General features: G+C 61.7%; 15 protein-coding genes. 7 read left to right on the top strand and 8 right to left on the bottom strand.

The window, feature by feature from the left end; all coding sequences use genetic code 11:
• Positions 1-112 precede the first annotated feature (112 nt).
• From AC07UR_RS10770 to AC07UR_RS10760, 3 genes are all read left to right on the top strand, one after another.
• Complete coding sequence (locus AC07UR_RS10770) at positions 113-946, top strand: response regulator (RefSeq protein ID WP_173420325.1); 834 nt, start codon at positions 113-115, stop codon at positions 944-946.
• Positions 947-1,342: 396 nt separating this feature from the next.
• The gene (locus AC07UR_RS10765; RefSeq protein WP_210264387.1) at positions 1,343-2,644 is read left to right on the top strand and encodes a GGDEF domain-containing protein; all 1,302 of its coding nucleotides are present in this window, start codon (positions 1,343-1,345) and stop codon (positions 2,642-2,644) included.
• A 174-nt stretch (positions 2,645-2,818) separates the two neighbouring features.
• Positions 2,819-3,301, top strand: coding sequence for a VOC family protein (locus AC07UR_RS10760; RefSeq protein ID WP_209791416.1), 483 nt, complete (start codon positions 2,819-2,821; stop codon positions 3,299-3,301).
• 57 nt (positions 3,302-3,358) lie between these two features.
• Here AC07UR_RS10760 and AC07UR_RS10755 read toward each other — a convergent pair whose 3' ends face one another.
• The 4 genes from AC07UR_RS10755 to AC07UR_RS10740 form a co-directional block, all read right to left on the bottom strand.
• Entirely contained in the window at positions 3,359-3,958 is a 600-nt protein-coding gene (locus AC07UR_RS10755; protein WP_209791415.1) for a YdeI/OmpD-associated family protein, read from the bottom strand.
• A 322-nt stretch (positions 3,959-4,280) separates the two neighbouring features.
• Positions 4,281-5,285 (bottom strand): GlxA family transcriptional regulator, encoded by a 1,005-nt coding sequence (locus AC07UR_RS10750; protein WP_173420322.1) that lies wholly within the window; start codon positions 5,283-5,285, stop codon positions 4,281-4,283.
• 781 nt (positions 5,286-6,066) lie between these two features.
• Positions 6,067-6,270, bottom strand: a complete 204-nt coding sequence (locus AC07UR_RS10745; protein ID WP_173420321.1) for a hypothetical protein — start codon at positions 6,268-6,270, stop codon at positions 6,067-6,069.
• A gap of 99 nt (positions 6,271-6,369) precedes the next feature.
• Positions 6,370-6,645 (bottom strand): hypothetical protein, encoded by a 276-nt coding sequence (locus AC07UR_RS10740; RefSeq protein ID WP_173420320.1) that lies wholly within the window; start codon positions 6,643-6,645, stop codon positions 6,370-6,372.
• A gap of 113 nt (positions 6,646-6,758) precedes the next feature.
• On the opposite strand from AC07UR_RS10740, the gene AC07UR_RS10735 reads away from it, so the two are divergent.
• The 4 genes from AC07UR_RS10735 (at position 6,759) to AC07UR_RS10720 (ending at position 9,379) form a co-directional block, all read left to right on the top strand.
• A complete protein-coding gene (locus tag AC07UR_RS10735; protein WP_173420319.1) occupies positions 6,759-7,682 on the top strand; it encodes a LysR substrate-binding domain-containing protein in 924 nt (307 codons plus the stop codon).
• 60 nt (positions 7,683-7,742) lie between these two features.
• The gene (locus AC07UR_RS10730; RefSeq protein ID WP_209791414.1) at positions 7,743-8,396 is read left to right on the top strand and encodes a VIT1/CCC1 transporter family protein; all 654 of its coding nucleotides are present in this window, start codon (positions 7,743-7,745) and stop codon (positions 8,394-8,396) included.
• A gap of 152 nt (positions 8,397-8,548) precedes the next feature.
• On the top strand, positions 8,549-8,860 hold the full coding sequence (locus AC07UR_RS10725) for an ArsR/SmtB family transcription factor (RefSeq protein WP_173420317.1): 312 nt from the start codon (positions 8,549-8,551) through the stop codon (positions 8,858-8,860).
• Positions 8,861-8,911: 51 nt separating this feature from the next.
• Positions 8,912-9,379, top strand: coding sequence for an SRPBCC family protein (locus tag AC07UR_RS10720; RefSeq protein WP_209791413.1), 468 nt, complete (start codon positions 8,912-8,914; stop codon positions 9,377-9,379).
• A gap of 141 nt (positions 9,380-9,520) precedes the next feature.
• Here AC07UR_RS10720 and AC07UR_RS10715 read toward each other — a convergent pair whose 3' ends face one another.
• The 4 genes from AC07UR_RS10715 to AC07UR_RS10700 form a co-directional block, all read right to left on the bottom strand.
• Complete coding sequence (locus AC07UR_RS10715) at positions 9,521-11,593, bottom strand: ASKHA domain-containing protein (RefSeq protein WP_209791412.1); 2,073 nt, start codon at positions 11,591-11,593, stop codon at positions 9,521-9,523.
• Positions 11,594-11,754: 161 nt separating this feature from the next.
• Positions 11,755-12,102 carry a hypothetical protein gene (locus AC07UR_RS10710; RefSeq protein WP_209791411.1) on the bottom strand — a complete coding sequence of 116 codons (348 nt, stop codon included), beginning with the start codon at positions 12,100-12,102 and terminating at the stop codon, positions 11,755-11,757.
• A gap of 47 nt (positions 12,103-12,149) precedes the next feature.
• Positions 12,150-12,413, bottom strand: a complete 264-nt coding sequence (locus AC07UR_RS10705) for a hypothetical protein (RefSeq protein ID WP_209791410.1) — start codon at positions 12,411-12,413, stop codon at positions 12,150-12,152.
• Positions 12,414-12,496: 83 nt separating this feature from the next.
• Positions 12,497-13,462 (bottom strand): methyltetrahydrofolate cobalamin methyltransferase, encoded by a 966-nt coding sequence (locus tag AC07UR_RS10700; RefSeq protein ID WP_077503875.1) that lies wholly within the window; start codon positions 13,460-13,462, stop codon positions 12,497-12,499.
• Between the last annotated feature and the right edge of the window lie 21 nt (positions 13,463-13,483).

Here is a 13,483-nt window from a genome sequence, read left to right as displayed (position 1 = left end):
CGGGCTTCGTTCCCTCCCGGCAGTCGTCATTTCACGGCTGTCTTATTAACAGCCGGGAAAGTCTTTCTCCTCTAGCATGGTTTCGGGGACACTCTTTACTTAAAGGCGATCAATGTCATTTTTCGGCGTTTCCGGAATGTACTATTCCGGCGAATCCCTTGCTGAGCACCGCATCGTGCTTGCCGAGGACTCCAACCTGTTTTCGTCGATGGTCTCGAAGCGGCTGAAAGAGCTGTTCGACATCGACGTGATCGTCTGCCGCGATTATGACGACCTGCAGTTTGCTGTCGAAAATGCGACATTCCCGGCCTCGCTCGCCATTTCCAACATCAACCTGCCCGGTGCCGAGAATGGCGAGGCGCTCAACTACCTCATCGAGATGAGCGTGCCGACGGTCATCTTCACCGGCTCCTTCCAGGAGTCGACGCGCGAGAAGATCCTGGCGATGGAAATCGTCGACTACGTCATCAAGGACAGCGTCTTTGCCGTCGACATGCTGGCGGAATCGGTCTGCCGGTTTCTCACCAACCACAAGCACCATGTGCTGATCGTCGACGACAGTCCGACGGCACGCGCGCTGCTGACGACGCAGCTGAAGCGCTACAACTTCCGCACCAGCTCGGCGGAAAACGGCGCGGTGGCGCTCGAGATCCTGAAAAACAATCCCGACATCGGCCTTGTCATCACCGACTACAATATGCCCGATATCGATGGCTTCGAACTGACACGGCGCATTCGCAGCGCCTACGGCCCGCACCAGCTGCGCATCATCGGTGTTTCGTCCTCGACCAACCGGCTCCTGTCGGCGCGTTTCCTGAAAGCCGGCGGCAACGACTTTGTCGTGCGCCCGTTCGTCAACGAGGAGTTCTACTGCCGCGTCAACCAGAACCTCGATACGCTGACGAAGATCAAGACCTTGAGCGAAAAGGTAAAAGTCCCGGCGTAAGCCGCAGGGCGGATGCCGCCGGACGGCCCGCCTTTCTTCGTTTCTCGCTTGACCATCGCCTTCTGTTGACGGCGGTGGTGTTCTTCCGTCGGCAAGACAAGCCGGCGCCTTTGCAGATTTCTTGCGCTTGCGACCCCTAAAATTGCCCGGGTTGCGAGAAAAGACTCCTTACGGTTGCTCCATTAACGAAATTGCAATCAGGACCGTCTTCAATCGGCCGCAATAAAAAAGTGGGGACCCGGTACCGCCTGGTCGTGCCAAGACGAAACGTTGGGCGCGATCCGTATCGGGTATAACAGTATATTGGGAGCCAGCGTCGCCCTTTTGGGGCAAGCACGCCTGCGGCTCGAAATCGGGATTTGCAGGGACGTGAGATTGCGCCGCACGCCAGGTCGGATGAATTCTGTGCAGAAGCACAGCGACAAGCGCATGCTGCTGATCGAAGATTCCCGCATGTTCGCCACTGCGCTGAAATATGGCCTCGAGACGGTGCATGGAATCCGCGTGACGCACTGCGCCTCGCTGGAGGCGCTACGCCAGGAAATGGCCGCAGCGCCGGACAGCTTCTCGCTCGCTGTGCTCGACCTCAACCTTCCCGATGCGCCCAATTGCGAGGCGCTCGATTTCATCCTCGAAAACAATGTGCCGGCGGTGGTCTTCACTGCGGCGTTCAACGACAGCACGCGCGACCAGATCCTCGGACGCGGTGCTCTCGACTGCGTCATCAAGAACCAGCCGGAATCGATCAATCTCTTGATTGGCGCTGTCGACCGTGCCCTGACCAATGGCAAGACAACGGTGCTGCTTGCCGATTCCGACGCGGTTTCGCGTGAAGAGCTGGCCGGCATTCTGCGCCGGCAACGGATTTCGGTCTGTGAGGTCGCTTCGGCAGCCGACGCGCTGCAGGTGCTCGACTCGGGCGAGGCGATCGATGTGGTCGTCACAGACCTCGATCTTTGCGACATGACCGGCGCGGCGCTGCTTGCCGAAGTGCGTCAGCGCCAGGGCGACGAGGCGCTGCCGGTGATCGCGCTTTCCGACAGTGGCGACCGGCGTATCGGCGCAAAGTTCCTTGAGGCTGGCGGTACGGACTTCATCCAGAAACCGTTCCTTGAGGCTGAATTCAACGGCCGGATCGCCTACGCCGCCGGCATCCAGAAGCGGCTACAGACCCTGCAACGCCAGGCGGCAAGCGACTACCTGACCGATATCTACAACCGCCGCCATTTCTTCCTGACCGGCCCGCGCCTGGTCGAGCAGTGCCTGCGGCGCGGCGAGACGACTGCGATCGCCATCCTCGACATCGATCATTTCAAGCGGCTGAACGACACTTACGGTCACGAGATCGGCGATGTCGTCCTCAAGCATGTGGCCAAGCGGCTGACGACGCTGGTCGGCGACGAACATCTGCTCGCCCGCCTCGGCGGCGAGGAATTCGGTATCCTGTTCAACGGCTTCGACGTCCAGCGCGCCTTCGCCTTCTGCGAGAAGCTGCGCATCGAACTGGCAAAATCACGCATCGTTGCTGATGACGAGGAACTGTCGATCACCGTATCGATCGGTCTGGCGACCATCGAGGCGCCCGAATCCTTCGAGAACTATCTGCATGCCGCCGACCAGTTTCTCTACATGGCCAAGCACGCGGGCCGAAACCGGGTGATCTCCGAACTGGCCCTGCTCGACGCGCTGGCGTCGTAACGGGCCGAGACCTGCCATTCTCGGCTGGTCCAGCGGGGTAGGACCGTTTCGCACCGCGAAGCGTTGCCTGCCGATGCGGCGGCGATAAATCCCGATGCATTGTCGGCTGTGGCTGCTGCGAAACGTCCTTCGGTTATCTGGATAGGATCCAGACTGACAAGGAGGAGCCCGCAGATGACCAATGTTGTCTCAAATCTCTGGTTCGAGAAGGACGCGCTCAAGGCCGTCGAGTTCTATATCTCGCTCGTTCCCGGCTCGGCGATCACCCGCACGACCGTGATGCCGGCGGAGTCGCCGGCGGGTCCGGCCGGCAGCGTCAAGGTGATCGAGTTCACACTGGGCAAGCAGGAATTCCTGGCGCTCGAGGCCGGGCCGCTCGACCCGTTTAACCATTCGTTCTCGATCATGATCCAGTGCGACACCCAGGAGGAGATCGATCGTCTCTGGAGCGCTTTGCTCGAAAACGGCGGAGAGGTCGAGCAATGCGGCTGGATCCGGGATCGCTGGGGGCTGTGCTGGCAGATCGTACCGAGGGTGCTCGGCGATATGGTCGCTCATTCCGATCGCGACCGCGCCAAACGGGCGACCGAGGCGATGCTCGGCATGATCAAGCTGGATATCGCCGGGTTGGAGCGCGCCTTCCACGCCCGGGTCTGAGCAGGGCCGTCGCGCGCCAGTGCCGGCGGCTTGCGGCAGCGGGGGGGCTGGCCGATGCTATTTCCGCGCCTGCGGATAGATCGTCTCGCCGCGCTTCAGCATCTCGACGAAGGTTTCGATCTTCTTGCGGCGGCCGGCCTCGGTCTTCATGTTGTGGGTGCGGAAGGCGAGCGCGAATCGGTTCTGGGCGCTGAGCTTTGCAAGCATTTCCTTCGCCTCCGGCTCCGCATCGATCGCCGCCTGCAGGTCGTCGGGGATCTTCATGTCCTTGCCGCTGCCATAGGCGCGGTCCCAGCGGCCATCGGCCTTGGCCGCCTCAACCTCTTTCAGGCCGTGCGGGGTCATGCGTCCCTCGGCAATCAGCCGGGCGACGTTGTCGACGTTGATCTGGCTCCAGATGCTCTTCCTGCCGCGTGGGGTGTAGCGCTGCAGGAAGCTTTTGTCGTCGAGGCCCCTGCGCACGCCGTCAATCCAGCCCCAGCACAGGATCACGTCGATCGCTTCCTTCGGCGTGATCGATTTCAGCCCGGAGCTGACCTTGTGGATCTTGATCCAGACCTCGGTTTCGCTCGCGTGGTTGGCGCCAAGCCAGGCGTAGAACCGCTCCTTGTCCTCGAATTCGCGGACTTTTTCAGGGTCGATGATCACGGGTGCCATAGGGCGGCTTGCTCCTGGTCGTGGCGTGTCTGGGACCAACGGGACGCTGCTGCGCTGATGATTCCCCAGGGTTGTAACATCAAGGCTAAATCGCGCGCGGGCAAGCTAACCGCGGCGAACTATTCTGCAAGGTGCAAACACGGAACAGGCGACGGAACTCAGCGTGGAGATGGTTGCCAAGGCTGAAGCTTGGGCTTTCTTCCCGTCATCCTCCGGCCCGAACCACGGCGCGGAAAGGTGTCTGTCGCGGCCGTTGACCGTAGCTTTTGACAGCAAAAAGGGCGGTTAATCCCGCCCTTTGTTTTTTCTCCGTCGCTTGTTCCTACCGCGCCATTTGCAGCGTCAGCTTGCGGTCGGCGCGCTCCTGCTGCGGTGAGCGGTTGTAGAGTTCGCGATAACACTTGGAGAAGTGCGACGCGGAGACGAAACCGCAAGCGACGGCGACCTCGACGACCGGCATCGACGACTGGATAAGCAGGTGGCGGGCGCGGTCGAGGCGGATCTCCAGATAGTAGCGGGCAGGGGACCGGCCCATTTCCTGGCGGAACAGCCGTTCGATCTGCCGGCGCGACAGGTCGGCGCCTTCGGCGATCTCCAAAAGCGACAGCGGTTCGGCAAGGTTGCCTTCCATCAGTTCGATGATCGACAGCACCTTGGCGTTCTGGACGCCGAGACGGGCGCGCAGCGGCAGCCGCTGGCGATCGTGGGGTCCGCGCACGCGGTCGGTCAGCGCCTGTTCGCAGACGCGGTTGACGAGGTTCTCGCCGAAATCCTGGTCGATCAGGTTCAGCATCATGTCGAGCGAGGCGGTGCCGCCGGCGCAGGTGTAGATGTTGCTGTCGATCTCGTAGAGGTCGGCATAGACATCGACCTGCGGAAAATTCTCTGAGAATCCCGGCAGGTTTTCCCAGTGGATGGCGCAGCGCTTGCCCGTCAAAAGGCCAGCAGACGCCAGCACATGGGCGCCCGTACAGAGGCTGCCGACGGCGACGCCGCGGTTGTAGACTTCGCGCAGCCAAGCATTGACCGACTTGTTGTTGAAATCCTCGACGTAGATGCCGGAACAGACCAGCACCATCGACGGACGGTTCTCACCGCCCAGGAACTTGCGTTCGTCGGCGAGAGACGAGTTGACCTCAAGGGCGATACCACTCGAGGAGAGAACCTTCTCGCCGTCGGTCGAGGTGAGGCGCCACGTATAGGCCTCGTAACCGAGCATGCGATTGGCGATGCGGAGCGTTTCGATGGCAGCCGAAAACGGCAGCATGGAAAAGTTCGGAACCAGGAAGAAGACGATGGAACGCTTTTTGGTCAAGGGCTTGTTCATGAGGCTTCCCATGCTTGGCGATGCCGTATATTCGTCGCTTGGAAGATACTCTTCGGCTTGTCTGTTTGCGACATTGACATGGAAAGCAGCGACCGCAAAGACATTTCGCATTGCGACATGGGGCGGGAAAAGGCGGCCGCGCAGGGCTTTCAGGCTTTTGTAAGGAAAGCGACAGATTTCGCAGCGCGATTGACGCTATCTGACAAGAACTGCCAGAGATACGCAATAATCATAAAGCTCTCGTCACGGTTGTGTTTGCCGATTGCGACTTTTACGGCGGATGAGGCGGGTGTCGGTATGAGACAAGTCGACCTGTCTGTCGACAGGAGGCGCGGGAAACGTATCAAGCACTCTGACGGAGGGTGATACGCCTCCGGCGGCGCGGGCGTTCCCTGCTCTGTTCAACGCCCGCCGGCGGATGCCCGGCGCAAGCTCAAAAAGACGGGTCAGTTGCTGCTCGCCGTCCGAGGCTGATGGCTTTCCTGCAAATCGTCCTCGCCAGCGTAAAAAACGAGCCTCACGCAGCGCGATAGGCCCGCAACCAAGCAACGACGCCATCCTTGGCAGCCTTCGGAGACGCTTCAGGGGCATCGCCGAATGGCGGCCGCCGGCGTGCCGGCACCGCGCCGTGTGCCTTTTACGTGGGAAAACAAATCGACGCGGCAGCCTCCAGCCTCGCATGGCGGAGAACCATCCGTGCAACGAAAAAGGGCGCCGCCATCAGAGCGACACCCTTCATTGTATTCGACTGCTTTGATCGCCCAGAGGGCAAGCCGTCACGTCATTGTTCGGACTTATGCACAGCATCGTCCATCGACGGGAAGCCGATGTCCTTCAGCGTGTCATAGGACAGGTTTTCCAGTGCGCGTTCCTGGCGATGACGCTTCCACGCTGCCCAGGCACGAACCTGCAGATTGAAGAGACCCGGAAGGGACGAGTGGGAGGATGCCCGTTCCGAGGCCGATGAAAACTGAGAATTGGACATTTCATGGCTCCTTCTGAGTGTCTCAGCAGGTCGCGACCATGACGGTACTTGTGCCGCAACCTGACTTATCATTCCAGCGAATATGTTTGATGCTTTTCATCAAACTTGGTGATCTATGAGCGAGTCCGTAAACATCACGTCGTCGCGAACTCGCCTCGGCAGTTTGGCCAGTTCGCGCTGGGCTTCCACCCGATATCGAGCGATCTGCCTTTGCTGTCGATGCCTGACAACACCGTCGAGGACGGCTATGACCTGGGTAAGGGCGTTGAGGACCATGTCTTTGCTCCTGCTGTACTGTTTTTGTACCACTGCCTGCGACGTGGCGCTGTTACTGCGGGAACTCTTCGAGGCGGCGATAATAAGTGCTGCGGACATGGGCTTCTCCTTCCTTTGGCGTCCTTGCAACTTGACTATCGGTCTTTGCTGATGTTCAATCAAACGAAATGATGTGAACCTTTCTTTCAGTTTTATTGAATGAGGATGCCGCCATGAACATGATGATGCGCCACGCGCTTCCGCTCCTTGAAATGGATGTGCTGAAGACTTTCGTCGCCATCGCCGAAACGGGCAACTTCACCACTGCGGCCGAAACGGTCTACCGCACGCCGTCGGCGGTCTCGATGCAGATCAAGAAGCTCGAGGAGCTGCTTGGCTGTACGCTGTTCCTGCGCGACGCGCGCTCGGTGTCTTTGACGCCGAAAGGCGAGATGCTCCTGGGCTTCGCCCGCCGCCTGCTGGCACTCAACAATGAAACCGTGTCGCGCTTCCTGTTGCCGGATATGAACGGCGTTGTGCGCGTCGGGGCGCCTGAGGATGTCGGCGAGCGCATCCTGCCCGAGGTGCTGAAGCGCTTTGCCGAATCCTATCCGAACGTAACCGTCGACGTCTCGATCGGCATGAGCACCGCCATGCGCAAGCGTGTCGACGAGCATCGCCTCGACATTGCCATCTTCAACAGCCTGACCGATGTCGCGCCGAAGAATGCCGAGATCCTGATGCAGGAGAAGCTGGTCTGGGCCGGCGTCAAGTGTGGAAATGCCCACCTGAAGGACCCGCTGCCAGTGTCGATGTGGGAAGATGGCTGTGTGTGGCGCGCCGATGCGGTGGAAAAGCTGTCGCGTGCAGGCCGCAAGTTTCGCATCGCGTTCCTGAGCGCCTACACGACTGGCCAGCGTGCCGCCGTGCTCGCCGGCCTCGCGATCGCGCCGCTGCCGCGTTATCTCGTCCACGGCGAGATGGTGCAGCTTGGCGAGCGCGACGGTCTGCCGGACCTCGGCCACTACGATATCGGTTTGCAGGTGATCGATAGCGCCTCAGCGCCGGTGCTCGCGGTGGCCGATCACGTTCGCGACGCTTTCGCCGAACTGAGGATGCAGGCGGGCGAGGTGCGGCTTGCGTCAGCCGTGGCCTGAGCCAGAGGGGGGCTTCCGTCACGTCGTCATGCGTTGATCGACGCGCAAGGGGGATGTTTGATGGCCCGCGATGACCAGCCGCGACTTATTCTCGATCCGATCGATCGGCTCTCGGAGATCATCTTCGGGCTGCTGATGGTGCTGTCCTTCACCGGCACCATGAGTGCGGCTGTGGGCGGCGGCGAGAAGGTCAATGCCGTGCTGATCGCCGCCTTCGGCTGCAATCTCGCCTGGGGCATCGTCGATGGCGTCATGCATGTGCTGACGACGGCGGTGGAGCGGGTGAAGCGTCAGGGCTTCATCGAGACGCTGCAGCGCGAACCTTTGCCGCGGGCACGCGACGTGTTTTACGACAACCTGCCCGATGACGTTCGCTCGGTCGCGTCGCAAGCCGAGATGGATGCGCTGTTGCTTCGGGTCCGTGCCTTGCCGGCCGCAGCCCGCCAGAGGGTCGTCACGGGTGGTGACCTCAAGGCAGCGTTCGCCATCTTTGCGCTTGTCGCCATCTCGACGCTGCCGCCGAGCATTCCCTTCCTGTTCATCGATCAGATCGACGTGGCCATGCGGGTGTCGAACGCCATCGCGCTCGTCATGCTCTTTGTCATCGGTGCCCGGCTGGGGCAGTACATGGGCCGCAGCCCCTGGCCAATGGCGTTTGCGATGACGGCGATCGGCGGCGTGCTTGTCGCCGTGACGATCGCGCTGGGTGGCTAGGCTGGCATGTGATTGTTGATATCTTGAGTCATTTCTAAGTTCTATATTATTGAAATCATGTCATTTGTCGGATGGCGCAGTTCGCCGAAACTTCCGCGGTGCCGATAGCAGTCCCTTGGTTGTTTTCCATAGGTAGAAGCTTATAATAAGCCATGGCTTATGAAGGCAGGGTGCTTGTCGCGCTCGCCGATCCCACCCGGCGGGCGATCATCGAAAAACTCGCGACCGGCGGCTGCTCGGTTGCAGAGATCGCCCGGTCCTTGCCAGTGTCCCAGCCGGCGATATCTCAGCACCTGAAGGTGCTGAAGCAGGCAGGCCTCGTTCGCGACACACCGTCAGGCGCGCGCCGCATCTATTCGATCGACCGGGACGGCTTGGGTCCGCTGCGCCAATGGCTCGATCGCTTCTGGGGCGATCAGCTCGCGGCGTTCAAGGCGCTGGCCGACCTCGATGGAGCCATCTGAGCGTCGGCATGGCGCGAGACGCAGCCGGTGAGACAAACGGGAGACCGTGACATGCACCACATCGAACCTGCGCCGGTGCGCAAATCCGTGACCGTCGGCGTGCCGCCGCAGCGCGCCTTCGAGATCTTCGTTTCACATATGGGCGAGTGGTGGCTGAAGAGCCACAGCCTGACGGCAAGCGGACAGACGACCGTCGTGGTCGAGCCGTTTTCAGGAGGTCGCTGGTACGAGATCGGCAATTCCGGCGAAGAGAAGGAATGGGGGCGGGTGCTGGCCTGCGAGCCGCCGAAGCGCATTGTCTTCGCCTGGCAACTCAATGCCGAATGGGTCTTCGATCCGAATTTCCGGACCGAGGTGGAAGTGATCTTCGAACCCGCGACCGACGGCGGCACGGTGGTGCGGCTCGAACATCGCGACCTGGCGAACTATGGCGCCAAGGCGAACGAGGCGCGCGCGTCGCTCGATTCCGAAGGTGGCTGGGCAGGGTTGCTGGGAGCGTTTGCGGCGCAGGCTGCGTGAGGCGCCGTGGTTCCATGGCCTTTGTGGAAGCAGCCAGTATCCCGCTGCCGCGACCTCTCCTCGCAGGCGGGGAGAGGTCGGGAGGCTAAAAGGGGCGTCGGTTTCTGGCAGTGTCGTTACGGAGCTGCGGCGCGGGGCGTCCTACTCCCGGCTGCGTCGGCGCCTTCTGCCGCCACCTTCGCCATCGTCCGCCGCCACCTTCGGCTCCGGCCAGGTGACGACCTGAGACAGTTTCGGGAAGGCGTCGACCTTGTTCGGCATCGCCATGGCGTTGATGAAATGCTCCTGAAATTTTGATTCAAGAGCCGTCTCTATCTTCTCGATTTTGCTGACGGTTTGCTCGATCTCGCGGCGGTGGCCGCGGTTCAGGAGCGCCATCAGCGCGCCGGTGCCGGCGGCGTTGCCGACGGCCTTCACTTCCTCGAGGTCGCAGTCCGGGATCAGGCCCAGCACCATGGCGTATTTCGGATCGATGAAGGAGCCGAAGGCGCCGGCAAAGCGGATGGTGTCGACATGATCGATATCGAGCTTTTCCATGAGCAGCTTGATCCCGGCATAAAGGGCAGCCTTCGCGAGCTGGATGGCGCGGATGTCGTTCTGCGTCACGGTGATGCGCTGTTGGCCTTCATGCAGCAGGTAGGAGAAGGTGCGGCCGTTCGGGATGATGCGCGGGCTTTTTGCTGCCATGGCGCCATCAACGACGCCGTCCTGCGAGATGATGCCGGAGAGATACATCTCGGCGACGATCTCGATGATCGCCGATCCGCAGATGCCGGTGACGCCGACTGCAGCCGCCGCCTCGGCAAAACCGTCCTCGTCAGACCATTTCTCGACGCCGATAACGCGGAAGCGCGGCTCAAGCGTCTCGGGATCGATGCGCACGCGCTCGATCGCGCCGGGTGCCGCACGCTGGCCGGAGGAGATTTCGGCGCCCTCGAAGGCGGGGCCTGTTGGAGAGGAGGCGGCAACGACGCGGTCCTTGTTGCCGAGCACGATCTCGGCATTGGTGCCGACATCGACGAGCAGCATCATCTTGTCCTGACGGTACGGGCCTTCCGACAGCGTGGCGCCGGCAGCATCGGCACCCACATGGCCGGCAATGCAGGGCAGCATGTAGAGGCGCGCGCCGCGATTGACGTCGATGTCGATCTCGTGGGCCCAATATTGCAGCGCGCCAGAGACGGCGAGCGCAAACGGCGCCTGGCCGAGTTCGGTCGGGTCGATGCCGAGGAACAGGTGGTGCATGATCGGGTTGCCGACGAACACCATGTCGAGAATGTCGTGGCGGTCGACCTCGCCCTCGGCGCAGACCTTGCCGATCAGGCTGTTGACCGCCTCGCGCACCGCCTTGGTCATGGCCTCGCGGCCATCCGGGTTCATCATCACGTAGGAAACGCGGCTCATCAGATCCTCGCCGAAGCGGATCTGCGGGTTCGAGGTCCCCGACGAGCCGACGATACGGCCCGACAGCAGCGAAACGAGATGCATGGCGATGGTCGTCGAGCCGATGTCGCAGGCGATGCCATAGGCCTCGTTCTTCAGTCCCGGCCACAGGCCGACGATGAAGGGCCGCGAGGAATCCATGTCGCGGTGGATGGCGGCGGTGACCGCCCAGTTGCCCTTACGCAGGATGCCCTGCACCTGCGGGATCAGGTGCGGCGCGATCAGCAGGTCCTTCCAGCCCCAGTCCTTCTCCAGCATCACCTTGAGGCGGTCGAGATCGCCGAGCGGCTTGTGCATGTCGGGTTCGTCGACCTCGACGTAGCAGAGCTGGACGGCGGCGTTGCGCTCGATCACGCGGTCGCTCGCCGCCTTGCGCACCACCTGCGCGTTGATGACGGTATCCTGCGGCACGTCGATGACGAGATCGCCGAGGATCTGGGCGGAGCAGGAGAGGCGGCGCCCGTCAGGCAGTTCGCGCACCGAGGCGTAGCGCTGCTCCTTCGGGCCGAGAGGCGAAATATGATCGTTGGAAGAGACGATCTTGTGCTTGGCGAAATTGCCTTCCTGCACCTCGATCTGACAGCGCCCGCAGGTGGCGCGGCCACCGCACACGCTTTCGACATAGACCCCGAGCGAGCGGGCGGCATCGAGCACCGGCGTGCCGACCGGGAAGCGGCCACGCTTGCCCGAGGGCATGAAGAGAACGAGGGGATCCTTATGCGCGGCTTCGGTCATGTTGGTCTCGATCTCGGAAGTGCCTTCGATGCGCATTCTGTTCTGTCTTTCCTGAAGCCCGCTTCGACTGGTGAGGCGAAGCACGGGTAAACGGCTTCAGACTGCACCGGAATGCAGCCTGATAGTTGTCAGATCCCGACATGGAAAGATCTGCGAGCATCATTTCGTCAGGGGCGCGCTGTCGCGGCCGTATCCGTTCACGACGACTTGCGCGACAGCCGCCTTGCATTGCCGCGCACCCGCTTGCCATAGGGCTTGAGCGCGGCAGAGGCAATCGCCGTTCCACCCAGGCCAAAGGATGCATTGCCGCCGGTCATCAGCCGCATCGTATTGTCGAAGGCGGCGCGCCAGAGCGCCATGTTCACGGCAATCGCGCTCTCGGCGGTGGCGGCGATCTTCTCCGACACCATGCGGGTAATCTCGGTCGAATCTTGGCTCTTGCCGGTCATTGCCGCCATCTGCATTTCGTGCAGTCGAAGCGCGATCACGAAGGGGGCTTCGAACCAGAGCGTAAAGGTGTCCAGGTGAAGTCGGCGCGTTGTCATCGTTGATCCCTACTCTTGTGCCGCGATAGCGGCGGTCGGATGCCTGACTATGATGCCGTGGTCAGATTTGCCGCCGCGATTGCCCAGGCAAGCGCGGCTGCCAGTGAGATAGAGCTTGCCCAGGAAAAGATCTTTATGACCCACCCCTGGGAACCGAAGTCGATCCTCTTCGTGAATGCTGCCATCAATATGACGGCGAGCACGGCGAGGTTTACAATCAGGACCGCCAGAACATGGATCCTGAGGTCAGCGTAGAACCTTTCGAACCCGGCCGCATCCTCAACTAACGCATATCTTGCGATGAGGACCAAGGGAACAATCAGGGCGAAGAGGCGCAGGTCGCTTCTCGTGACCAGATTGTTCCTTGGCTCGCAGTTCGACGCAGGGCGAAAACCTATTCGCTTGCTGCTGCCCCGCCGGTGCGCGCGGCGCGCCCGCCGCGACGGCCGCCGGAGGCTGCCGGAGCCGCTGCCGCCGCCACGGCATGGCCGCCTTCTGCCGGCTTGTGGTCGCGATAGGTCCTGATCCAGTTGGTGCAGTTGGCGTCGGTGCCGTTCAGAACGTTTGCGGCGCGAACGGCTTCCATTTCCTGCGGACGGCAGGGGTTCATGATCGCGGACGTCATGCCGGCGCCGATGACCATGGGGATGAAGCCGGCGTTGATGCCGTGGCGATGCGGCAGGCCGAAGGAGATGTTGGAGAGGCCGCAGGTGGTGTTGACCTTCAGCTCCTCGCGCAGACGGCGCAGAAGCGCAAACACCTGCCGGCCAGCGTCGCCCAGCGCACCGATCGGCATCACCAGCGGATCGACGACGATGTCGTGCGGCTTGATGCCGTAATCCATGGCGCGCTCGACGATTTTCTTGGCAACGGCGAAGCGCACGTCCGGATCCATCGAAATGCCGGTCTCGTCGTTGGAGATCGCGACGACAGGCACATCGTATTTCTTGCAGAGCGGCAGGATCGCCTCGAGTTTTTCCTCTTCGCCGGTGACGGAATTGACCAGTGGCCGACCCTTGGCCACCTTCAACGCCGCCTCGATCGCGGCCGACACCGAGCTGTCGATCGACAGCGGCACGTCGACGAGGCCCTGGACGATTTCCAGCGTCTTGACCAGCAGCGGCGGTTCGGTCTCGTTCGGGTTGACCGCGGTGACGCCGGCATTGACGTCGAGCATCGTTGCGCCGGCGGCGACCTGTTCCAGCGCGTCCTTGATGACGGTGTCGAAATTGCCCTCGATCATCTCCGCGGCCAGCTTCTTGCGTCCGGTCGGGTTGATGCGCTCGCCGATGACGCAGAAGGGCTGGTCGAAGCCGATGATGATTTCGCGGGTGGCGGAAGCGACGATGGTACGGGTCATGTAAGATCCTTTGATCCTGTG

This window comes from Ensifer sp. GW821-FHT05G01 (assembly GCF_059419585.1).
The sequence above is the reverse complement of the archived record's forward strand: the minus strand, read 5'-3'. Positions and strand labels throughout refer to the sequence as shown.

Excerpts from the sequence above, each read along its gene's own strand:
- AC07UR_RS10770 (WP_173420325.1), top strand. The coding sequence starts at position 113 with ATGTCATTTTTCGGCGTTTCCGGAATGTACTATTCCGGCGAATCCCTT.
- AC07UR_RS10765 (WP_210264387.1), top strand. The coding sequence starts at position 1,343 with ATGAATTCTGTGCAGAAGCACAGCGACAAGCGCATGCTGCTGATCGAA.
- AC07UR_RS10760 (WP_209791416.1), top strand. The coding sequence starts at position 2,819 with ATGACCAATGTTGTCTCAAATCTCTGGTTCGAGAAGGACGCGCTCAAG.
- AC07UR_RS10755 (WP_209791415.1), bottom strand. The coding sequence starts at position 3,958 with ATGGCACCCGTGATCATCGACCCTGAAAAAGTCCGCGAATTCGAGGAC.
- AC07UR_RS10750 (WP_173420322.1), bottom strand. The coding sequence starts at position 5,285 with ATGAACAAGCCCTTGACCAAAAAGCGTTCCATCGTCTTCTTCCTGGTT.
- AC07UR_RS10745 (WP_173420321.1), bottom strand. The coding sequence starts at position 6,270 with ATGTCCAATTCTCAGTTTTCATCGGCCTCGGAACGGGCATCCTCCCAC.
- AC07UR_RS10740 (WP_173420320.1), bottom strand. The coding sequence starts at position 6,645 with ATGTCCGCAGCACTTATTATCGCCGCCTCGAAGAGTTCCCGCAGTAAC.
- AC07UR_RS10735 (WP_173420319.1), top strand. The coding sequence starts at position 6,759 with ATGAACATGATGATGCGCCACGCGCTTCCGCTCCTTGAAATGGATGTG.
- AC07UR_RS10730 (WP_209791414.1), top strand. The coding sequence starts at position 7,743 with ATGGCCCGCGATGACCAGCCGCGACTTATTCTCGATCCGATCGATCGG.
- AC07UR_RS10725 (WP_173420317.1), top strand. The coding sequence starts at position 8,549 with ATGGCTTATGAAGGCAGGGTGCTTGTCGCGCTCGCCGATCCCACCCGG.
- AC07UR_RS10720 (WP_209791413.1), top strand. The coding sequence starts at position 8,912 with ATGCACCACATCGAACCTGCGCCGGTGCGCAAATCCGTGACCGTCGGC.
- AC07UR_RS10715 (WP_209791412.1), bottom strand. The coding sequence starts at position 11,593 with ATGCGCATCGAAGGCACTTCCGAGATCGAGACCAACATGACCGAAGCC.
- AC07UR_RS10710 (WP_209791411.1), bottom strand. The coding sequence starts at position 12,102 with ATGACAACGCGCCGACTTCACCTGGACACCTTTACGCTCTGGTTCGAA.
- AC07UR_RS10700 (WP_077503875.1), bottom strand. The coding sequence starts at position 13,462 with ATGACCCGTACCATCGTCGCTTCCGCCACCCGCGAAATCATCATCGGC.